Annotated in this window: 18 protein-coding genes; 4 read left to right on the top strand and 14 right to left on the bottom strand. The window is 75.2% G+C overall.

Annotated elements, in window-relative coordinates; genetic code table 11:
- The first annotated feature begins 16 nt into the window (after positions 1–16).
- The gene (locus tag ACVMYR_RS29495) at positions 17–2,701 is read left to right on the top strand and encodes an Hsp70 family protein (RefSeq protein WP_457123366.1); all 2,685 of its coding nucleotides are present in this window, start codon (positions 17–19) and stop codon (positions 2,699–2,701) included.
- 78 nt (positions 2,702–2,779) lie between these two features.
- On the opposite strand, the gene ACVMYR_RS29490 is transcribed toward ACVMYR_RS29495, so the two are convergent.
- Positions 2,780–4,660: a propionyl-CoA synthetase gene (locus ACVMYR_RS29490; protein WP_457123365.1), complete on the bottom strand. Its 1,881-nt coding sequence runs from the start codon at positions 4,658–4,660 to the stop codon at positions 2,780–2,782.
- Positions 4,661–4,925: 265 nt separating this feature from the next.
- Positions 4,926–5,489 (bottom strand): hypothetical protein, encoded by a 564-nt coding sequence (locus ACVMYR_RS29485; RefSeq protein ID WP_077938684.1) that lies wholly within the window; start codon positions 5,487–5,489, stop codon positions 4,926–4,928.
- Positions 5,490–5,598: 109 nt separating this feature from the next.
- Here ACVMYR_RS29485 and ACVMYR_RS29480 point away from each other — a divergent pair, with 109 nt between their 5' ends.
- Both ACVMYR_RS29480 and ACVMYR_RS29475 read left to right on the top strand, forming a co-directional pair.
- Positions 5,599–6,831: a GNAT family N-acetyltransferase gene (locus ACVMYR_RS29480; protein WP_077938683.1), complete on the top strand. Its 1,233-nt coding sequence runs from the start codon at positions 5,599–5,601 to the stop codon at positions 6,829–6,831.
- Positions 6,832–6,897: 66 nt separating this feature from the next.
- Positions 6,898–7,224 carry a hypothetical protein gene (locus ACVMYR_RS29475; RefSeq protein ID WP_353900873.1) on the top strand — a complete coding sequence of 109 codons (327 nt, stop codon included), beginning with the start codon at positions 6,898–6,900 and terminating at the stop codon, positions 7,222–7,224.
- A gap of 33 nt (positions 7,225–7,257) precedes the next feature.
- Here the strand turns inward: ACVMYR_RS29475 and ACVMYR_RS29470 are convergent, their stop codons facing one another.
- The 3 genes from ACVMYR_RS29470 to ACVMYR_RS29460 form a co-directional block, all read right to left on the bottom strand.
- Complete coding sequence (locus ACVMYR_RS29470; RefSeq protein WP_043966306.1) at positions 7,258–7,725, bottom strand: ribose-5-phosphate isomerase; 468 nt, start codon at positions 7,723–7,725, stop codon at positions 7,258–7,260.
- 91 nt (positions 7,726–7,816) lie between these two features.
- Positions 7,817–9,016: a DUF1015 family protein gene (locus ACVMYR_RS29465; protein ID WP_091280880.1), complete on the bottom strand. Its 1,200-nt coding sequence runs from the start codon at positions 9,014–9,016 to the stop codon at positions 7,817–7,819.
- A gap of 162 nt (positions 9,017–9,178) precedes the next feature.
- Entirely contained in the window at positions 9,179–9,778 is a 600-nt protein-coding gene (locus ACVMYR_RS29460; protein ID WP_457123376.1) for a mycothiol-dependent nitroreductase Rv2466c family protein, read from the bottom strand.
- Between the two features lie 246 nt (positions 9,779–10,024).
- Between ACVMYR_RS29460 and pepN the strand changes: the two genes are divergently transcribed.
- A complete protein-coding gene (gene pepN / locus ACVMYR_RS29455; protein WP_396788985.1) occupies positions 10,025–12,580 on the top strand; it encodes an aminopeptidase N in 2,556 nt (851 codons plus the stop codon).
- A gap of 241 nt (positions 12,581–12,821) precedes the next feature.
- On the opposite strand, the gene ACVMYR_RS29450 is transcribed toward pepN, so the two are convergent.
- Genes ACVMYR_RS29450 through ACVMYR_RS29410 form a run of 9 tightly spaced genes read right to left on the bottom strand, consistent with a single transcriptional unit; the run spans position 12,822 to position 20,254 of the window.
- Positions 12,822–13,229, bottom strand: coding sequence for a DUF5130 family protein (locus ACVMYR_RS29450; RefSeq protein WP_043966300.1), 408 nt, complete (start codon positions 13,227–13,229; stop codon positions 12,822–12,824).
- Entirely contained in the window at positions 13,216–13,524 is a 309-nt protein-coding gene (ctaJ, locus tag ACVMYR_RS29445) for an aa3-type cytochrome oxidase subunit CtaJ (RefSeq protein WP_431896366.1), read from the bottom strand. The genes ACVMYR_RS29450 and ctaJ overlap by 14 nt, the downstream gene beginning before the upstream one ends.
- A gap of 49 nt (positions 13,525–13,573) precedes the next feature.
- Positions 13,574–15,037, bottom strand: a complete 1,464-nt coding sequence (locus ACVMYR_RS29440; RefSeq protein WP_077938687.1) for an amidase — start codon at positions 15,035–15,037, stop codon at positions 13,574–13,576.
- Positions 15,038–15,086: 49 nt separating this feature from the next.
- Positions 15,087–16,211 (bottom strand): amidohydrolase family protein, encoded by a 1,125-nt coding sequence (locus ACVMYR_RS29435; protein WP_457123364.1) that lies wholly within the window; start codon positions 16,209–16,211, stop codon positions 15,087–15,089.
- A complete protein-coding gene (locus ACVMYR_RS29430) occupies positions 16,211–16,735 on the bottom strand; it encodes a 3-hydroxyanthranilate 3,4-dioxygenase (RefSeq protein WP_431896363.1) in 525 nt (174 codons plus the stop codon). Before ACVMYR_RS29430 ends, ACVMYR_RS29435 begins: the two co-directional genes overlap by 1 nt.
- Before the next feature lie 36 nt (positions 16,736–16,771).
- Complete coding sequence (locus ACVMYR_RS29425) at positions 16,772–17,200, bottom strand: RidA family protein (protein ID WP_431896361.1); 429 nt, start codon at positions 17,198–17,200, stop codon at positions 16,772–16,774.
- On the bottom strand, positions 17,197–17,985 hold the full coding sequence (locus ACVMYR_RS29420; RefSeq protein ID WP_077938672.1) for a 2-keto-4-pentenoate hydratase: 789 nt from the start codon (positions 17,983–17,985) through the stop codon (positions 17,197–17,199). The genes ACVMYR_RS29425 and ACVMYR_RS29420 overlap by 4 nt, the downstream gene beginning before the upstream one ends.
- Complete coding sequence (locus ACVMYR_RS29415; RefSeq protein ID WP_077938671.1) at positions 17,982–18,776, bottom strand: 2-keto-4-pentenoate hydratase; 795 nt, start codon at positions 18,774–18,776, stop codon at positions 17,982–17,984. Before ACVMYR_RS29415 ends, ACVMYR_RS29420 begins: the two co-directional genes overlap by 4 nt.
- Positions 18,773–20,254 carry a 2-hydroxymuconic semialdehyde dehydrogenase gene (locus ACVMYR_RS29410; RefSeq protein WP_457123375.1) on the bottom strand — a complete coding sequence of 494 codons (1,482 nt, stop codon included), beginning with the start codon at positions 20,252–20,254 and terminating at the stop codon, positions 18,773–18,775. Before ACVMYR_RS29410 ends, ACVMYR_RS29415 begins: the two co-directional genes overlap by 4 nt.
- Positions 20,255–20,277 lie beyond the last annotated feature (23 nt).

Raw genomic sequence — 20,277 nt, 5'->3', positions numbered from 1 at the left:
GCGGAGGTAACGGCAGATGGCAGGCCAGCACGACGGGTTCGCCCTCGGCGTCGACCTCGGCACGTCCAACACCGTGGCCGTGCTGCGCTGGCCGGACGGGCGGACCCGCCCGCTGCTGGTCGACGGGCAGCCGGTCGTCCCCTCCGGCGTGTACGCCGACACCGACGGGCGGCTGCACGTCGGCCGGGACGCCCGGCGGCTGGCGCAGGCCGATCCGGGGCGCTACGAGCCGAACCCGAAGCGCCGCATCGACGCCCCGACCGTCGCGCTGGGCGACCGCGAGTACGCCCCCGCCGACCTGCTCGCCGCGATCCTGCACGCGGTGGGGCAGGCGGCCGTCGCCGCGGTCGGCTTCCTGCCCCCGGCGGTGCTCACCTGCCCGGCGTCCTGGGACGACGCCCGCCGGCAGGTCCTCGCCGACGCGCTGCTGAGGGCGGGCTGGCCGCAGGCCGCCGAGCACACCCTGTCCGGCCCCACCCCGCCCGGCACCCGGCTGCTGCGCGAGCCCGTCGCCGCCGCCCGCTACTACGCCCAGGTGCTGCGCCGGCCGGTGCCCGTCGGCGGCTCGATCGCCGTGTTCGACCTCGGCGGCGGCACCCTCGACGTGGCGGTGCTGCGCAACGAGGGGGCCGACCCGTGGGGCGACTCGGGCTTCACCGTGACCGCCACCGGGGGCGTGCCCGACCTGGGCGGGCTGGACCTGGACGCGGCCCTGGTGACCCGGCTGGGCGAGCGGGTGTCCGCCACCGACCCGCAGGTGTGGCAGCGGCTCACCCAGCCGGCCGACGCGCCGCAGTGGCGCGACCGGCACCAGCTGTGGGAGGGCGTCCGCGAGGCGCGGGAGATGCTGTCCCGGGCGACGGTCGCGCCGGTGGTCGTGCCGGGCCTGCCGGCGGTCGTCGAGCTGACCCGCGAGGACGTCGAGGGCGTGGCCGCCCCGCTGCTGGCCCGGGCCGTCGCCGAGACCCGGCGGGTGATCGCCGCCGCCGGCCTCACCCCCGACCGGCTCGCCGGCCTGTTCCTGGTGGGCGGCCCGACCCGGATGCCGCTGGTGGCCCGCATGCTGCACGCCGAGCTGGGCGTCGCGCCGACCGTGCTGGAGCAGCCGGAGCTGCCGGTGGCCGAGGGAGCGCTGACGGACCTGCCGACCCCCCGCCCGGCCCCCGCGTCGCCGCCCGCCCCGCCCGGCGCTGCTCCGGGGCTGCCGTCGACCGTGCCCGCCCCCGCCGGGACGCCGGCCACCGCGTGGGGCGGGCCCATGCCCGTGTCGCCGCCCGCGCCCGTGCCGCCGACCGCACCCGGGTCACCCGCCGCACCCGGGTCGCCTTCGGCCGCCCGCCGGCGGCGCGCGCTGTGGATCACGGTGGCGGCGGTGCTCGCCCTCGCCGGGGTGGGCGTCGGGGCCGCGCTGTGGTTCACCCGGGACCGCTACCCGGGGCTGGAGTTCCAGAACCTGGCCGAGGTCGCACGCGTCCCGGCCGGCGAGGACCGGCCGGTCGAGACCCTCACCGCGCTGCTCGGCGACGTCGGCTACGCGGCGTACCCGCTGCCGGACGACCGGCTGGAGATCGTGGCGCTCGACGCGGGGACCGGCCGGACCCGATGGCGGAAGCAGACCACGCAGACGGCGCAGCAGTGGGACGCGCTCGTCGCCGTGCCCGGGGCGGTGGCGGCCTTCGCCGACCCGATCGGCGTCGACGCGCCCCGCGATCTGGTGGTGCGCGACGCCGCCTCCGGCGAGCAGCGGTGGAGCCGGAGCATCGGCGACGACGACCGGGTGATCTTCGGGCGGGACGTGGCGGTGCTGATCGACACCACCGGGAACCGGCTCGTCGGGCTGCGGATGCGCGACGGGGCGCAGGTCTGGACCGAGGACAACCCGCGCGACTCGTCCGGCAACGCCCGCAGCGCCGTGCTGCCGGTCGAGACCGCCGAGGCGGCCGGCGGGCCGGCGTACGCCGACGGGACGCCCCGCGACCCGTGGCGGGGCAAGGCCGACCGGCTCGTGCAAATCGGCGCGGACCGCTCGGCCCGGCTGATCGACCTGGTCGAGGGCACGGTGCTGCGCAGCTGGCCCGCCGTCGCCGACCTCGACGACCCGATGGTCGCGCGGGACGACCGGCTGTACGTGGTCGACGACGCCGGGGCCGGCGGCTACCGGCTGCTCGGGTACGACCTCACCCGGGTGGCCGAGCCGACGGTGCTGCACAGCGCCGCCGACGACGGGCGTCGGGTCGCGGCGCTGGTGGCCTGCGGCAAGCACCGGGCGTGCCTGTTGGAGGCCCCGGCCGGCGACGCGGACCGCGCCGAGGTGGTGGCCGTCGCGGAGGGCGAGGAGGCGAGGCGCTGGGCGACGCCGGGGGCCAGGGAACTGGTGCCGGTGGGCGCGCACCTGATCGTGCGGCGGCAGTTCCCGGAGGCGACGTCCACGCTGTTCGACCCGGCGGGCCGCGCGGTGCTGCGCGACCGGAGCGGGGTGGCCGTGCGGCTGGACGCGGGCAACGTGCTGGTCTTCGCCGACCCGCTGAGCGGCGGCGAGGCCGACCGCAGCGTCGCCGGGCTGGCCGTCGGCGGCACCGGCCCGGTCGAGCTGGGCCTGGCCGAGGACGTACGCAGCGAGTCCTGCTCGTGGAACACCAGCGTGCTGCTGTGCGGCGCGGCGAAGGACTTCGTGCTGTACCGCTTCGCCCCGACGCCCTGACGACGGCAACGGTGGATCGCCGCCCGGCCCCGCCCGCCGGTGCGGAGCGGACGGAGCCGGGCGGCCGTCAGTCGGCCGTCAGTCGGTCCTGGCGAGGTCCCGGAAGACGGTGAGCGTGGCCGGGTCGTCGATGGTGGCCGGCACCGGCTCGTCGCGCCCCTCCACCAGCCCACGCATGGTGCGGCGCAGGATCTTGCCGGAGCGGGTCTTCGGCAGCGCCGGCACGACGGTCACCCGGCGGAACGCGGCGACCGGGCCGATCCGCTCCCGCACCAGGGCCACCAGCTCGGCGGCGAGGGCGTCCGGTTCCACCTCGACGCCGGCCTTGAGCACCACGTACCCGCTGGGCACCTGGCCCTTCAGCGCGTCGGCGACGCCGATCACCGCGCACTCGGCCACCGCCGGGTGCCCGGCCAGCACCTCCTCCATCGCCCCGGTGGAGAGCCGGTGCCCGGCCACGTTGATCACGTCGTCGGTGCGGCCCATCACGTACAGGTAGCCGTCGGCGTCGAACCGGCCGCCGTCGCCGGTCAGGTAGTAGCCGTCGAAGGTGCTCAGGTACGACCGCACGTACCGCTCGTCGTCGCCCCAGAGGGTCGGCAGGCAGCCCGGCGGCAGCGGCAGCCTGATCACGATCGAGCCGTCGACGCCCGCCGGCACCTGTTCGCCCCGCGAGTCGACCACCCGCACGTCGTAGCCGGGGACCGGCACCGACGGCGAGCCGGCCTTGATCGGCAGCGGTTCGAGGCCGCGCGGGTTCGCCGCCACCGGCCAGCCCGTCTCGGTCTGCCACCAGTTGTCCACCACCGGCACGCCCAGCCGCGCCCCGGCCCAGGCGAAGGTGTCCGGGTCGAGCCGCTCCCCGGCCAGGAACAGCGTCCGCAGGCTGGTCAGGTCGTACCGGCGGATGCGGGTGCCGTCCGGGTCCTGACGGCGGATCGCCCGGATCGCGGTGGGAGCGGTGAACAGGGCGGCCACCCGGTGCTGGGAGACGACCCGCCAGAACGCGCCCGCGTCCGGCGTGCCGACGGGCTTGCCCTCATAGAGCACCGTGGTCGCGCCGGTGAGCAGCGGGCCGTACACGATGTAGGAGTGGCCGACCACCCAGCCGACGTCGGAGGCGGCCCAGAAGACGTCGCCCGGCCCGATGTCGAAGACGTTGGCCATCGACCAGCGCAGCGCCACCGCGTGCCCGCCGTTGTCGCGTACGACGCCCTTGGGGCGGCCGGTGGTGCCGGAGGTGTACAGCACGTAGAGCGGGTCGGTGGCGGCGACCGGGACGCAGTCGGCGGGTGCCGCGCCGTCGAGGGCGTCGTCCCAGGTGACGTCGCGGCCGGGGGTCAGCGGCGCGGGATGCTGGGGGCGCTGCACGATCACGCACCGCTGCGGGGCGTGCTCGGCCTCGGCGAGGGCCGCGTCGAGGATCGGGTGGTAGGGCACGATCCGGTCCACCTCGATGCCGCACGAGGTGGCCACGACGACCTTGGGCCGGGCGTCGTCGATGCGGACGGCCAGCTCGTGCGCGGCGAAGCCGCCGAACACCACCGAGTGCACCGCGCCGATCCGGGCGCAGGCCAGCATGGCGACCACCGCCTCCGGGACCATCGCCAGGTAGAGCAGCACCCGGTCGCCCCGGCCGACCCCGAGCCGACGCAGGGCCCCGGCGAACCGGGCGGTCGCATCAAGCAGCTCGGCGTACGTGTAGGTGCGGGTGACGCCGGTGACCGGGCTGTCGTGGATCAGCGCCGGCTGGTCGCCGCGTCCCGCCGCCACGTGCCGGTCCAGGGCGTTATGGCAGGTGTTCAGCTCCCCGTCGGGGAACCAGCGGTACAGCGGGGCCCGGGTGTCGTCGAGGATCCGCTGCGGGGGCCGGTGCCAGTCGATCTCCGCCGCCGCGTCCCGCCAGAATCCCGTCGGGTCGGCGATGCTCCGCTCGTACGCTGCTCGATACGCGCCCATCGGACCATGATCGCCGGGGGCCGCGGGTGGGGACGACGGCCGGTCGGCTCCGGTGCGCCGGACGTACCCCCCGGGTCGCCGAACGGCGCTGCGGCCGCCCGCCGAACCCAGTCCGGACGGTCGGCCGGTCCCGCCGGGGCGGATGAAGGCCCGCCGGGTGGGTATGCGGCGTCGGCCTGGTGAGGAACGGCCCGCGTCGCGCGGGCCGCGACGGCGACGCCCGGGCGGCCCGGCCCACGGCCGACCGCCCGGGCGCACCGGGGAATCAGTTGCCGGTGACCCAGTTCCAGGCGGAGACCACCCACTCGGTCTGCTGGAGGTAGGCGACCCCCAGGCCGACCAGGAAGACGGCAGTCACCAGGTGGGCGCCGCGCGCGCTGCGCCGGACCCGCCCGAGCTGCCGTTCCAGGACGACCCGGCCGAGCAGCCGGGACAGCCCGAACAGGCCCGCGGCGACCAGCAGGCTCAGCAGGAAGGTGAGCACCGGCGCCCCCAGGTTGCCCCGCCCGGAGATGGCCCAGATGCCCCAGCAGACGAAGGCGAAGAGGGCACCGGCGGCGCTCCACTCGCCGCCGACCCGGAGCTGGTTGAGGTGCCAGCTCAGCGGCCGGCGGGGCGCCGACACGTTGGACCACTGCCCATCGTGCCCGTCGTGCCCGGCGTGGCCGCCGTGCTCGACGGTGGGGAACTGCTCGGTGCGCGGCGGGCGCCGCTGGCCGACGGACGCCACGCCCCGGCGGAAGGCGTCGGGCTGCGGCGGCACCCCGACACCCGGCTGCGGCGGCACCTCGACCGTGCGCTCCGCCCACGGCTGTGTCTGGTCTGCCATCTCGTGTCCTCCCCCTGACCGATGCCGGCGTCGCCGGCCCGCCATCTCCGAGGGTAACCAGCCGGCAAATCCGCTCGCCCGTGCGTGCGCCGTGGGATAGACACGGGCGATGACCGATACTGCGCTGCCGATCACCGTCGGCCGGGCCGGCGGCTTCGACGAGTTGGCCCGCCTGTTCGAGATCGCGTTCCACACCACCCTTCCCGCCGAGACGCGCGAGGCCGAGCGAAGCATCTGGGAGCCGCAGCGCAGCCTGCTGGTCTTCGACGGCGCGGACCTCGTCGCGTCCGCCGGGGCGTACACCCGGGAACTGACCGTGCCGGGGGCGGTCGTGCCGGCCGCCCACGTGACCATGGTCGCGGTGCTGCCCACCCACCGCCGCCGCGGCCTGCTCACCCGGCTCATGCGCCGGCAGCTGCGCGAGGTCCGCGACGCCGGCCGGGAGCCGGTGGCCGTGCTGTGGGCCAGCGAGGGCCGGATCTACCCCCGCTTCGGCTACGGCCTCGCCGCCCAGCAGCTCGCCGTCGAGTGCACCACCACCGAGCTGCGGCTGCCCGCCCCGACCGCCGCCGAGGGCCGGCTGCGCCTGGACCGCCCGGCCGCGCGGCAGGCCGAGCTGGCCCGGGTGTACGACCGGCAGCGCGCCGACCGCCCCGGCTGGTCCGACCGGGACGACCGGTGGTGGCGGTACGTGCTCGGCGACCCGGCCGACCAGCGCGACGGCGCGACGGAGCGGCGGGTGCTGCTGCACGAGGCCCCGGACGGCGAGGTCGACGGGTACGCGCTGTGGCGCTCCCGGCTCAGCCAGGACGCCGCCGGCGCGTGCGGGGTGACCGTCGTCGACGAGGTGGTGGCCGAGAACGCGACGGCCCGCCTGGCGCTGTGGCGGCTGCTGCTCTCGCTCGACCTGACCCGCCGGCTGTCCTACCGGGGGCCGGTGGACGATCCGCTGCTGCGCCTGGTCAACGAGCCGCGGCGGCTGGAGCCCCGGGTGTCCGAAGCGCTGTGGGTGCGGGTGGTGGACGTGCCCGCCGCCCTCGCCGCCCGCCGGTACGCCGCCGCCGTCGACGTGGTGGTCGAGGTGACCGACGAGCTGCTGCCGGAGAACGCGGGGCGCTGGCGGCTGACCGGCGGCCCGGACGGCGCCCGCTGCGTGCCCGCCGACGCCCCGGCCGACCTGGCCTGCGACGTGCGGGCGCTCGGCGAGCTGTACCTGGGCGGGGTGGGGATCACCACGCTCGCCGACGCCGGGCGGGTCGCCGAGCTGCGCCCCGGTGCGCTCGCCGCCGCCGGCCCGGCCTTCTCCTGGCACCGGGCCCCGTCAGGGATGGGCGTCTTCTGACACCCTGGTTGCGTCGGGCCGGCCCGGGCGGGGCGCGGGGGCGGTCCCGGGCGGTACGGTCGACGGATGGGTGACGCGGAACGACGGCGACGCCGGTCGAGGCACCACACCGACGGCGAGACCCCGGCCGCCGCCACGGCCGGCACGCAGGACGTGGCGGCCGAGCCGCCGCGCCGCCGGCCCGCCCCCGGCGGCGACGACCGGGACGGCGGCGAACGGGGCCTGCGCGGCCTGGTCGGCCCCGGCTCCTCGCAGGTGGGGCCCCGGGCGGCGATGCGGGCCCGGGACTCCGCCCGGCCGACCGAGGCGGACCTGGCCGAGGCGGAGCAGCGGGTGGTCGTCGTCCGGCGCAACTGGGTGCCCCGCGAGGACCTGCCCCGCTCCGGCCGCTGAGCTGCGCGGGGCGGGGCAGGTCCTCGCGCCGGGTCAGGGCAGCTCGGGCAGCTCGCGGGTCTGCTCGTACGCGGCGACCTGCTCGATCCGCCGGGCGTGCCGGGGGTTGCCGGAGAACGACGTGGTGAGGAACGCCTCGACGATGGCGGTCGCCTCGTCCAGGGTGTGCTGGCGGGCGCCGACGGCCACGATGTTCGCGTCGTTGTGCTCCCGGCCGAGCTGGGCCGTGTCGATGTTCCAGGCCAGCGCCGCCCGGACGCCGGCGACCTTGTTCGCGGCGATCTGCTCGCCGTTGCCCGAACCGCCGATGACGACGCCGAGGCTGCCCGGGTCGGCGACCACCCGGGTGCCCGTGTGCAGGCAGAACGCCGGGTAGTCGTCGTCCGGGTCGAAGACGTGCGGCCCGACGTCGACCACCTCGTACCCCTGCTTGGCGAGGTGGCTGGCCAGGTGCACCTTCAGCTCGAAACCGGCGTGGTCGGATCCCAGATAGACGCGCATACCGCGCAGTCTGTCAGGCCGGCTCACGCGCCGACGCGCGGGCGGCGGCGCGGAGCCGGTTTCGGCACAGAAGCGCAGTTCAGGGTGTTGCTCAGCGCGGCAGCTCGGCCACCACAAGGCCGCCGCGGGCCTTCGGGGTGAACCAGGTGCTCTTGCGCGGCATCTTCTCCCGGGCCAGGTTCACCGCGACGAAGTCGTCGACGGTCACCGGGGCGATCAGCACGGCCAGCTCGGCCCGGCCCGCCTCGACCTCGCCGGTCAGCCAGCTCGCCGGGTAGTCGCCGCCGACGTACGTGATCCGCTTGTCGCCGGGGTCGAGGCCGAGCGCGTCGCGCAGCAGCACCCGCTCGACCAGGGCGTGGTCGAGGTTCTCCAGCCGGCCGCCGTCGACGTGCGGCAGGCGCACCGCGTACCCCTGGTCGGGGAGCCGGAGCGCGACGGTGCCGCCGGCCGTCGGGACCTCGACCGGGCCGTCGACCGGCTCGACCTCGGCCCCGGCGGCGCGGAGCCGGTCGAGCAGCTCGGCCGGGGTGACGGTCAGCTCGCTGACCAGCCGGTTGTAGGGCTGGATGGCGACCGACGCGGGGGTGGTCACCACGGCCAGGAAGCGGGGCAGGCCGCCGGTCTGGGCGGCGAGGCTGCGGTGGTTGCCGTCGGCGACCACCAGCTCGCCGCCGCCGGCCAGCGCGGTCAGCGCGTCCTGCTCCGGGCCGGGGCCGAGCAGCCACACGGCGTGCGTGCGCCCGGCCTGGTCGGTGTCGGTCGCGGCGGGCGCGCCGGCCGTCTCGGTCGCCGCCGCGAGCGCGGCGTGCAGCTCGTCGCCCCGGCCGGTCTGGAGCAGGAGTACGGGCGAGAGCAGGTGCCCGAGCGCCTCGGCGAGGGCGACCCGCTCCCGGACCTTGGCGATGAACACGTCCTCGTTGCGGATGACCAGGCCCGGCTCGTCGGCGCTGGTGGAGATCTGGTCGGTGTCGACCATGGCGAACATCCCGTAGGCGGTCTCCTCCCCCGGCGCGCTGATCCGGTAGAGGACCACGACCTGCTCGGCCGGGGTGTAGCTGCCGTCGGCCTTCGCCTCGGCGAGCCGGGTCACCGCGTCGGGGAGCGCGTCGAGGAACGACTTCCCCAGGCTCTCCGGGGCCCGGTGGGGCATCTCGATGCCGAGGGCACTGTGCGGGTTCGCCTCGATGATCGCGGTGATCTCCGCGTCGTCGGCGAACTCGTCGTAGTTCTGCGCGCCGGTGCCGCCAGTGGTGATCCAGGCCCGGGCGATCGGATGCACGACCGTCATGTCCGCTGACGCTACCGCCGCGGGGTTACGCCGCGGGCCGCACCCCACCCGAGTCCACCAACTGAACGGGGCCCCGCCCGGGGCGCGCGCACCGGCGCGCGCCCCGGGCGGGGGTGAGAGGGGAACCCTTCTCGACCGTATGCGTTAAGAAGGGGCCCTTCCTTACTCGAAGCTGGGGCCGACCTCGCGGGAGCGCTTCAGCTCGTAGAAGCCGGGCGTGCCGGCGACCAGCAGGACGCCGTCCCAGAGCCGGCCGGCGGCCTCCCCCTTCGGGCGCGGGGTGACCACCGGGCCGAAGAACGCCACCAGCGAGCCGTCCGGGCCCGGCGCGTGGATCACCGGGGTGCCCACGTCCTGGCCGACCGGCCGCATGCCCGCCTCGTGGCTGGCCCGCAGCGCCTCGTCGTAGTCCGTGGAGCCGGCGGCGTCGGCCAGCTCCGGGCCCAGCCCGGCGTCGGCGAGCGCGGCCACGTACAGGTCCCGGCCCAGCTCCTCCTTGCCCAGGTGGATGCGGGTGCCCAGCGCCGTGTAGAGGGCGCGGACGGCGTCGGGGCCGTGCTGCTGCTGCACGGCGACACACACCCGCACCGGGCCCCAGCCGGCCTGCATGAGCTGCTGGTACTGCTCGGGCACGTCCCGGCCCTCGTTGAGCACCGACAGGCTCATCACGTGGAAGCGGACGTCCACGTCGCGGACCTGTTCCACCTCCAGCAGCCAGCGGGAGGTCACCCACGCCCAGGGGCAGATGGGGTCGAACCACATGTCGACGGCGACACGGTCGGTCACGTGAGGTTCCCTTCGCGACGGGAGGGCCGAAAGCCGGCGCCTCGTCCCTCGATCCTCACCCCACGGCGCATCGACCGGTAGCGGAATGAGAGCGTGAGCTCGACCACCGCGAGGTGCCCTCGCATGGAAGACTCGGATCGGAACCGGTCGCCACGAGCGAGCGGTGGGCTGGCGCCGCGGCGGCGCACGGCGAGAGTGGGATGGAGACGAACAGTGCCGGGAGTGCGCAACCTGACCCAGGTGGAGGCCACCGAGCGGGCCCGCCTGCTTGAGGTGACCGGGTACGACATCAGTCTGGACCTGTCGACCGCCGTGCAGGCGGCCGACGGACGCACCTTCCGGTCGGTGACCGAGGTCCGGTTCCGCTGCGCCGAGCCGGGTGCGGCCACCTTCATCGAGGCCGCCGCCGAGTCGGTCCGGTCGGCCACCCTCAACGGCGTCCCGCTCGACCTGTCGGGCTGGTCGGCGGAGAAGGGGCTGGCGCTGCCCGGCCTGGCCGCCGAGAACACCCTCGTGGTGGACGCCGACTTCGCGTACTCCAACAGCGGGCAGGGGCTGCACCGCACGGTCGACCCGGTCGACGGGGAGACCTACCTCTACAGCCAGTTCGAGACGGCCGACGCGCAGAAGGTGTTCGCCTGCTTCGACCAGCCCGACCTCAAGAGCGTCTACACCTGGCACGCCACCGTCCCGGAGCACTGGCGGGTGGTGTCCAACATGCCGGTGGCCCGCGAGGAGCCGGCCGGCGAGGGGCTCAAGGCGGTCCACTTCGCCCAGTCGGCCCGGATGAGCACCTACATCACCGCGCTCTGCGCCGGCCCGTACCACGAGGTGCGCGACAGCCACGACGGCATCGACCTGGGGGTCTACTGCCGGGCGTCGATGGCGCAGCACCTCGACGCCGACGACCTGTTCCTGATCACCAAGCAGGGCTTCGACTTCTTCCACGAGCAGTTCGGGGTGCGCTACCCGCTGCCCAAGTACGACCAGCTCTGGGTGCCCGACTTCAACGCCGGGGCGATGGAGAACTTCGGCTGCGTCACGCACGCCGAGTCGCACTACATCTTCCGCTCGCAGGTCACCGACTTCGAGTACGAGCAGCGGGCCAACACGATCCTGCACGAGCTGGCGCACATGTGGTTCGGTGACCTGGTCACCATGCGCTGGTGGAACGACCTGTGGCTCAACGAGTCGTTCGCCGAGTGGGCCAGCCACTGGTGCAACGCCCACGCCACCCGGTTCACCGACGCGTGGACGACGTTCCTGTCGATCCGCAAGAACTGGGGCTACCGGCAGGACCAGCTCTCCTCCACCCACCCGGTCTACTGCGAGATGCCGGACCTGGAGGCCGTCGAGGTCAACTTCGACGGCATCACGTACGCCAAGGGCGCGAGCGTGCTCAAGCAGCTCGTCGCGTACGTCGGCGAGGAGCCGTTCCTGGCCGGGCTGCGGGCCTACTTCGGCAAGCACGCCTGGGGCAACGCCACCTTCGACGACCTGCTGTCGGAGCTGGAGGCGGCCTCCGGCCGGGAGCTGCGCAAGTTCGCCGCCCAGTGGCTGGAGACCGCGCAGGTCAACACGCTGCGCCCCGAGGTGACGATCGGCGCGGACGGCAGCTACGAGCGGGTCGTGGTGCGGCAGGAGGCCCCGTCGGGGCACCCGACGCTGCGCACCCACCGCATCGGCGTGGGCCTGTACGACCTGACCGACGGCCGGCTGGTGCGCCGCGACCGGGTCGAGGTCGACGTGACCGGCGAGGCGACCGAGCTGACCGACCTGGCCGGGGTGCGGGCCGCCGACGTGCTGCTGCTCAACGACGACGACCTGACGTACGCGAAGCTGCGCCTGGACGAGCGGTCGATGGCCACGGTGGTGCAGCACATCGCCGGGTTCGAGTCGTCGCTGTCGCGGGCCCTGTGCTGGATGGCGGCGTGGGACATGGTCCGCGACGCCGAGCTGTCGGCCCGCGACTACCTGGCGCTGGTGCTGGCCGGGCTGCCCGCCGAGACCGACATCAACCTGGTCACCGCCACCCTGCGGCAGTCCGTGGTGACCACCCTCAACCTGTACGCCGACCCGGCGTGGGCCCCGACCGGCTGGGCGGAGCTGGCCCGCGCCGCGAAGGCGACGCTGGCCACCGCCGAGCCGGGCAGCGGGCTCCAGCTCGCCTGGGCGCGCGCGTACGTGCAGGCGTCCCGCTCGGCGGAGGACCTGGCCGCCGTCCGGGGCTGGCTGAACGGGGTGGACGTGCCCGCCGGGCTGGCCATCGACACCGAGCTGCGCTGGGTGATCCTGCAGTCGCTGGTGAGCAAGGGCGTCGGCGGGCCGGCCGAGATCGAGGCGGAGCTGGCCGGCGACCGCACCGCCAGCGGCGAGCGGGAGGCCGCGTACGCGCACGCGCTGGTGCCGACGCCGGAGAACAAGGCGGCGGTCTGGGCGCAGCTCACCGGCCCCGACGCGCTGCCGAACTGGCGCAACCGGGCGCTGTTGCAGGGCTTCGCCCCGGCGGTGCAGGCGGAGCTGGTCGCGCCGTACCGGGAGCGGTACTTCGAGGTGGTGGACCAGGTCTGGGCCCAGCGCGACAGCGAGCCGGCGCAGGAGTTCGTGCAGCTGGCGTACCCGACGCAGCAGGTCTCCGAGGACACGGTGGCCGCCACGGACGCGTGGCTGGCCGCCGCCGGCGACAAGCCGGCGTCGCTGCGGCGACTGGTCGCCGAGGGCCGCGACGCCGTCGTGCGCGCGCTGAAGGCCCGCGAGCGCGACGCCCGCAGCGCCTGACCCCACGTGGTACGCGGCCCGGGGCCGGCGGTGGACGCGCGTCCACCGCCGGCCCCGGGCGTTTGGGGTGGCGTGCGGAGGTGGACGCGATGGCACCGCCGGACGCGCACACCCGCCGAACGCACGGACGCCCGGCCCGCTGTCGCGGACCGGGCGTCGCCGTCGTGTGCGGTGCTGCTCGCCGTACGGATGGTGAGAAGGGTGCCCTTCTCGACCGGATGCGTTAAGAAGGGGCCCTTCCTTACGCCCGGCCGGCGTGGCTGGCGAGCTGGTCGAGGCCGCTGATGATGCCGCCGGCCAGGTCGCCGCCGCCGAAGGCCGCCACCATGGAGAGTGCGGCGAGCTTGGCGTAGGTGTCGGGGATGCGCTTGCGGGCCTGCCGCCCGGTGACGATCTCCAGCTGGCGCTGGTTGGGCGACACCGCGATCAGCACGGACCGGTCGGGGTCGGCGAGCTGGCGGTGCAGCCGCTGGGCGTGCGCGCGGATCGGCTCGTCGAGCCCGCCGACGTAGACCGAGAAGACCAGCCCGGTCCCCTGGTCGGCCAGGCGGAGCGCCTCGTCGATGCGCAGCAGCTGGCGGGTCGAGAAGGGCCCGTCCAGCACCTCGGGCGGGGTGCCCGCCTCGGCCTGCTTCTCACCAACGGTCACTTGCGCCTCCGGTTCCACCAGCCGGCGCCTCGACGCCGGCCCGGTCAAGCTTGTGGCTGGTCAGCGCCGGCGCCTGCGCGCCCGCCGCCAGCGCGGTGCCGGCCGAGTCGGCCAGCTGCTCCGGACGGCCCAGGAACCAGACCGGAGTGAAGTCGAAGGGTCGACCCGGCCGGTAGCGCTTGGCGCCGCCCCCGGAGGACCGGCCACCGGCGAACGCCAGCGCGGTGATCACCAGCACCACGGCCGCCGGGATGCCGACGAAGATCAGCAACGTCTCGGTAACAGACAATCCCAACGCCCCCAGGCGGAAAGAGAGACCAGGAACTTCCGGGTCGGTTGGACGATCATGACATCGGCTCGCCGACTCCGCTCGTATTCACGTTAGCGGAGCCCACGGCCCGCCAGACTGCGGGGTGGCGATCCCACCCGCCACTGGCGTGCTCAAGCTGCGCGGCGACGCCGAGAAGGGTCGCGTCGGCACCGTACCGGCCGGTGAGCAGGACCCCGACGGGCAGCCCCTCGGCGGTGCGCCCCAGCGGCAGCGACACGGACGGTTGCCCCGTGACGTTGAACACGGCGCAGTACGGCGAGAACCGCCGTTGCCGGTCGAAGTCGCGCTCGGGGTCGCCGTCGGCGGTGAACCAGCCCACCGGCGCTTGCGGCGCTGCGAGGGTCGGGCAGAGCAGCAGGTCGCAGCCGGCGGTGCGGCGGGCGGCCCGGCGCACCTGCGCCTGCAGCTCGCCGAGGGTGCTGGTCAGGGTGCCGGCGGAGATCTCCGCGCCCCGCGACCGCAGGAGGCGGGTCAGCGGCAGCAGGCGGCTCTCCCGCTCGGGCGGGACGGGGGTAAGCGCCAGGACATACCACACGATCTCGAACAGCGGCCACACCTCCGGGCCGAACGGCGCGGGGACGTCGACCACCTCGTGCCCGGCCTCGGCGAGCAGCGCGGCGGCGGTGTCGACGGCGGCCACGCAGTCGGGGTGGACGGGCTCGTCGGCGAGCATCGGGGCGGTGAACCGGCCGACCCGCAGCCGGCCGGGCGCGGCGCCGCGGGCCGCGCCGAGGTAGCCGCCGTCGGGCGCGGGCGGCGGCAGGTAGGGCTCGCCGGGCACCGGCACCGCCATGACGTCGAGCAGCGCGGCGACGTCGGCGACGGTGCGCCCCAGCGGCCCGTTGATCGGCAGGCCGAACGCGCCGAAGCCCAGCGGCCCACCGGGGACCGTGCCCCGGCTCGGCTTGTGGCCGACGAGGCCGCACAGCGAGGCGGGGATGCGCAGTGAGCCGCCGCCGTCGGAGCCCTGGGCCACGGGGACCAGCCCGGCCGCGACGGCCGCCGCCGCCCCGCCGGAGGAGCCGCCGGCCGTGTAGGCCAGGTCCCACGGGTTGCGGGCCGGCGGCGCGACCAGGCCCTCGGAGTAGAGCGAGCAGCCCAGCTCGCTGGTGGTGGTCTTGCCGAGGCTGACCAGCCCGGCGGCGCGGATCAGCCGCACCACGTCGGCGTCGAGCGGGGGCACCAGGTCGGCGAAGGCCGCCGAGCCGAACGTGGTGCGCACCCCGGCGGTGAGCGTCAGGTCCTTGATCGCGGTGGGCACGCCGTGCAGCGGGCCGCGCCCCTGCGCGGGGGCGGCGTCGGCCGCCCGCGCCGCCTGGCGGGCCGCCTCGCCGGTGACGGTGACGAACGCGCCGACGGTGTCGCCGAGCGCGTCGACCCGGGACAGGTGGTGCTCGACCAGGTCCACGCTGGAGCACTCGCCGCGCGCGATCGCGGCGCCCTGCTCCAGGGCGGTCAGGTCGTGCAGCTCGGCCACCCCGCCATCCTGCCCGACCCCGCCCCGCCCCGCCGCCCGACACGACCGGTCAGAACCGCGGCGTCTTGTCGTCCTCCAGCAGGCCCGCCCAGTCGCGGTCGATCGACAGCAGCTCCCGGATCGCGAACCGTCGCTCCAGGCCGAGGAAGCGCAGGGCGTTGGCGGAGAGGAGCTTGGCGCGCTGCCCGGCGGTGAGGAAGTCCGCCTCGCGGACCACCCGCCCGGCCGGCCGCTCCCCCAGCGGGTACGGGTAGTCGCTGCCGACCAGCACCCGGTCCTCCCCCATGGTGTCGACCAGCAGCCGCAGCGCCGCCGGGGCGAACACCACCGAGTCGACGCAGAACCGGTCGACGTACGCGCTGGGCGGGGCGGCGGACGCGCCCCGGACCAGGTCGCCCCGGCGGTGCCAGGCGTTGTCGGCCCGGCCCAGCCAGAACGGGAAGCTGCCGCCGCCGTGGGCGAAGCAGATCCGCAGCGTCTCCGGCACCCGGTCGAACACCCCGCCGAGGATCATCGCCAGCACCGACAGGTGCGTCTCGGCGGGCATCCCGGTCAGCCAGCGGGCCATCCACCGGCCGAGCCGGGGCCCGTCCGGCATGTCCCACGGGTGCACGAAGACGGGCGCGCCGACGTGCGCGCAGTGCTGGAGGAAGGTGACCACGCCCGCGTCGTCGAGGTCGCGGTCGCCGACGTGGTTGCCGATCTCCACCCCGACGTGCCCGGCCGCGAGGCAGCGGTCCAACTCGGCGCAGGCCGCGTCCGGGTCCTGCAACGGCACCTGGCAGAACGGCACGAGCCGGTCGCCGCCGCCGGCCGTGACCTCCAGCGTCAGGTCGTTGAAGATCCGGGCGACCTTCGCCGCCTGGTCGGCCGGGCGGTCGTAGGAGAAGAACACCGGCGTCGGCGAGACCACCTGCACGTCGACCCCGTCGGCGGCCATGTCGGCCAGCCGGGTCGGCGCGTCCCAGCACTCCGCCCCGACGGGCCGGAACTCCGTCTCCCCCACCATGATCATGGCGGCCCGCTCGGAGTCGACCCGCAGCCAGGGCCAGCCGGACCCGCCGCACGCCGCGCCGAGGTCCGGCCACCCCTTCGGTACGACGTGCGTGTGCACGTCCACGACGGGTGCGCCCGCGTCCGGGGCGGGTGAGTGTGACGCGGGCCCGGCCGTCATCAGCCCTTGCCCGGGTGCAGCGCGCCGCAGTCGCCGCAGGTGCGGGCGGCCTCGTCGGCGTAGAACGCCTGAAACACCGGGGGCAGGTCGGCGGCGATGTCCCGGACCTGCAACTCCACCTCGTGCACCTTCGCCCCGCACTGCGGGCAGTACCACTGGAACTTCTCCAGCGTGCCCTCCTCGCGGACCCGCTCGACGACCACGCCGATCGAGCCGGGCTCGGGGCGTTGCGGCGAGTGCGGGGTGTCGCGCGGCAGCATCCACATCTGCCCCTCGCGCACGTGCACCGTACGCGGCCCCTCGGGCGTCATCAGGTTGACGTGCATGTTGCCCTTGACCTGGTAGAAGAACTCCTCGTACGGGTCGACGTGGAAGTCGGTGCGCTGGTTGGGCCCGCCGACGACCATCACGATGAAGTCGTCGCCGCCGGGGAACATCTCCTTGTTGCCCACGGGCGGCTTCAGCAGGTGCTGGTTCTCCGCGATCCAGCCGGGGAAGCTGAACGGCTCGGCGATCTCACTCACGACTGACCTCCCGAACTCACGACTGACCTTGCGAACTCACGACTGACCTTCCGACGGAAGAAGTGCCACGGCCTGCATCTCGATCAGCAGGTGCGGGTGCGGCAGCTGGTGCACGGCCACCGTGGTCCGGGTCGGCCCGCCCGCGTCGAAGAACTCCGCCCACACCTCGTTGTAGCCCCCGAAGTCGTTCATGTTGACCAGGTACGAGGTGACCTGCACCAGGTCGGCCAGGTCCGCGCCGACCGAGCGCAGCAGGTCCCGGACGTTGCCGATGACGGCCCGGGTCTGCTCCCGGATGTCCAGGTCGGTGGTGCCGAACTCGTCCACGGCGACACCGGCGAACGTGTTGTCGGGCCGCCGCGACGACGTACCGGAGACGAAGACGAAGCCGCCCGCGACCTTGACGTGCGGGAACGCCCCGCGCGGCACGGCCTTCCCCGCCACCACCCGAGCCCGCCCACTCACGACGCCGCCCCGGGCGACGCCGCCCGCAGCGACGCGACGCCGAGCTTCTCGACGACGGCCCGCACGTGCGCGCCCGGCCGCAGCGGCACGGCGGCCGTCGCGGCCCCGGCGAGGAACACCCAGCCGGAGCGCAGCCGCACCCCGTGCCGGCCGGCGAGGCGCAGCCCCTCGTCCAGGGCCCGACGCGGGTCGCCGAGGATCGCCGCGGTCGAGCCGACCTGCGCGATGCGTCCGTCGACCTCCAGCAGCACGCCGAGGTTGTCCAGCCCGTCGGGCACCGGCGACCAGGGCCCGATCGTGAACACGCCGGCCGAGGTGTTGTCGGCGATCACGTCCGGCAGGGAGAAGGTGAAGTTCGCGTACCGGGAGTCGATCAGCTCGATCGCCGGGGCCACGGCGCGCACCGCGTCGGCGAACGACCCGACCGGCTCGCCCGGCTCGGGAACCCGGTCCAGCAGGAACGCCACCTCCGGCTCGACCCGGGGATGGATGAAGTCGGCCACGTCGACCGTGCCGCCGTCGGGCACCCGCATCACGTCGGTGAGCCGCCCCCAGATCACCTCGTCGACGCCGACCTGGGCCATCTTCGCGCGGCTGGTCAGCCCCATCTTCAGCCCGACGAGGCGCTCGCCCCGGTCGAGCCGGCGCTGCACGAGGGCGGTCTGCACCGCGTACGCGCCGTCGACGTCGAGGCCGGTCTCGGCGGCGAGCTGGCCGATGGCGGTGGCCGTGTCGGCCGCCTCGCCCAGCTTCGCGGCGATGCCGGCGGTGTCCACCCCGATCATGACTTCTCCTCGCTGAAGCAGGTCCGCACCGAGCCGAGCCCGGAGATCCGCGCCTCGTACGCCGCGCCGGGCGTCACCGGCACCATCGGCCCGAGCGCCCCGGAGAGCACCACGTCACCGGCGCGCAGCGGGTCGCCGGCGCGGGCGAGGGTGCCGGCGAGCCAGCCGAGGGCGTGCAGCGGGTTGCCGAGGCACGCCGCGCCCGCGCCGACCGAGACCGGCTCCCCCGCGTGCTCCAGGACCATCCCGCACAGCCGCAGGTCGACGTCGGCGAGCCGGCGCGGCGCGGCACCGAGCACGAACAGCCCGCTGGAGGCGTTGTCGGCGACGGTGTCGACGATGGAGATGTCCCAGCCGGCGACCCGCGAGTCGACGATCTCGATGGCCGGCAGCACGTGGTCGACGGCCCGCAGCAGGTCGACGGTGGTGGGCCGCCCGACGGTGAGGTCCGCGCCGAGCACGAAGGCGATCTCCGCCTCCACGCGGGGCTGGAGCAGCCGCCCGATCGGCACCTCGTCGCCGTCGGCGACGGCCATCGCGTCGGTCAGCACGCCGAAGTCCGGCTCGTACACGCCGAAGCCGTCCTGCACGGCCCGGGAGGTCAGGCCGATCTTCGCGCCGACCCGGCGCTCGCCCCGGCCGTGCCAGGCCCGTGCCTGGCGCTGCTGCACGAGGTACGCCGACGCGACGTCCCCCTCGGGCAGCAGCCGGCCGCGCAGCGGCGGGCAGGGCTTGCCGCTGGACCGGGCCTCGGTCAGCTCCCGGGCGGCGGCTTCGATGTCGACGGTCATGTGAGGTCCACGCAGACGTTGGTGAGTTCGGAGTAGAAGTCGAGGGAGTGCACGCCGCCCTCGCGGCCGATGCCGGACGCCTTCACCCCGCCGAACGGGGTGCGCAGGTCCCGCAGGAACCAGGTGTTGACCCAGACGATGCCGGCGTCGAGGCGGGCCCCCGCCCGGTGCGCCCGGCCCACGTCCCGGGTCCACACGGTCGCGGCGAGGCCGTACTCGGTGCCGTTGGCCAGCGCGTACGCCTCCTCCTCGGTGTCGAACGGGGCGACGTGCACCACCGGGCCGAAGATCTCCTCGCGGTTGGTGCGGGCGTCGGGGCGCAGGCCGGTGAGCACGGTGGGCCGCACGTACGCCCCGCCGTCGCGGGCGTCGCCGAAGGCGGGCGTGCCGCCGCCGGCCCGGAACTCGGCCCCCTCGGCGCGGGCCAGGTCGTGATAGCCGAGCACCTTGTCCCGGTGCTGGTGGGAGATCAGCGGCATGTTGACGGTGGCCTCGTCGGCGGGCCACCCGTACGCGAGCGCGTCGGCCGCCTTCGCCAGCCGCCCGACGAACTCGTCGAACACGGGCCGCTGCACGTAGATCCGCTCGGTGCACAGGCACACCTGGCCGCCGTTGGTGAAGCTGGACCGCACCGACCCGGCGACGGCCGCGTCGAGGTCGGCGTCGGCGAAGACCAGGCCGGCGTTCTTGCCGCCCAGCTCGAACGAGACGGCCTTCACCCCGTCGGCGGCGGCCCGCATGATCGCCCCGCCGGTGGCGGACTCGCCGGTGAAGGTGATCGCGTCAACGTCCGGGTGGCGGGTGAGGAACTCGCCGGCCGAGTCGGGGCCGAAGCCGTGCACCAGGTTGAACACCCCGTCGGGCACCCCGGCGGCGGCCAGCGCCTCGGCGAGCAGGGTCGCCGAGGCGGGGGTCTCCTCGCTGGGCTTGACCACCACGGCGTTGCCGCAGGCCAGGGCCGGGGCGACCTTCCAGGTGAGCAGCAGCAGCGGCAGGTTCCACGGGACGATCACGGCGACGACGCCGACGGGCTTGCGCACGGCGTAGTTCAACGCCCGCCCGCCGGTCGGGGTGACGGTGGTGAACGACTCCGTCGGGGCGGTCGCCACGATCTCCGCGAACGCCCGGAAGTTGGCCGCGGCCCGGGGCACGTCCAGCGTGCGGGCCTGGCTGATGGACTTGCCGGTGTCGGCGACCTCGGCGGTGACCAGGTCGGCGAAGCGGCGTTCCAGCTCGTCGGCGACCCGACGCAGCACCTCGGCGCGCTCCCGCTCCCCCAGCCGGCCCCACGGCCCGCGCAGCGCCGCCCGGGCGGCGGCCACCGCGTCGTCGACGGTGGACCGGTCGGCCTCGACCACCTCGAAGACCGGCTCGCCGGTGACGGGGCTGCGCTTGGTGAACCGCCGGCCCGCGTCGACGAACTCCCCGCCGACGAAGTGCCGCAGCAGCGGCGGCCCGCCGGCCGCCCGCCCGGCCATCAGGCCCGGATCCCAGGTCACGC

This window comes from Micromonospora sp. PTRAS2 (genome assembly GCF_054052245.1).
Note: the sequence above shows the minus strand (reverse complement) of the source record. Positions and strands in the feature narration are given on the sequence as shown.

Coding starts and splice junctions, on each gene's coding strand:
- ACVMYR_RS29460 (WP_457123376.1), bottom strand. CDS start 9,778: ATGTGGTTCGACCCCATCTGCCCCTGGGCGTGGGTGACCTCCCGCTGG.
- ACVMYR_RS29495 (WP_457123366.1), top strand. CDS start 17: ATGGCAGGCCAGCACGACGGGTTCGCCCTCGGCGTCGACCTCGGCACG.
- ACVMYR_RS29475 (WP_353900873.1), top strand. CDS start 6,898: ATGGGTGACGCGGAACGACGGCGACGCCGGTCGAGGCACCACACCGAC.
- ACVMYR_RS29435 (WP_457123364.1), bottom strand. CDS start 16,211: ATGACGGCCGGGCCCGCGTCACACTCACCCGCCCCGGACGCGGGCGCA.
- ACVMYR_RS29420 (WP_077938672.1), bottom strand. CDS start 17,985: ATGATCGGGGTGGACACCGCCGGCATCGCCGCGAAGCTGGGCGAGGCG.
- ACVMYR_RS29490 (WP_457123365.1), bottom strand. CDS start 4,660: ATGGGCGCGTATCGAGCAGCGTACGAGCGGAGCATCGCCGACCCGACG.
- ACVMYR_RS29465 (WP_091280880.1), bottom strand. CDS start 9,016: ATGACGGTCGTGCATCCGATCGCCCGGGCCTGGATCACCACTGGCGGC.
- ACVMYR_RS29415 (WP_077938671.1), bottom strand. CDS start 18,776: ATGACCGTCGACATCGAAGCCGCCGCCCGGGAGCTGACCGAGGCCCGG.
- ACVMYR_RS29470 (WP_043966306.1), bottom strand. CDS start 7,725: ATGCGCGTCTATCTGGGATCCGACCACGCCGGTTTCGAGCTGAAGGTG.
- ACVMYR_RS29485 (WP_077938684.1), bottom strand. CDS start 5,489: ATGGCAGACCAGACACAGCCGTGGGCGGAGCGCACGGTCGAGGTGCCG.
- ACVMYR_RS29410 (WP_457123375.1), bottom strand. CDS start 20,254: ATGGCCGGGCGGGCGGCCGGCGGGCCGCCGCTGCTGCGGCACTTCGTC.
- ACVMYR_RS29480 (WP_077938683.1), top strand. CDS start 5,599: ATGACCGATACTGCGCTGCCGATCACCGTCGGCCGGGCCGGCGGCTTC.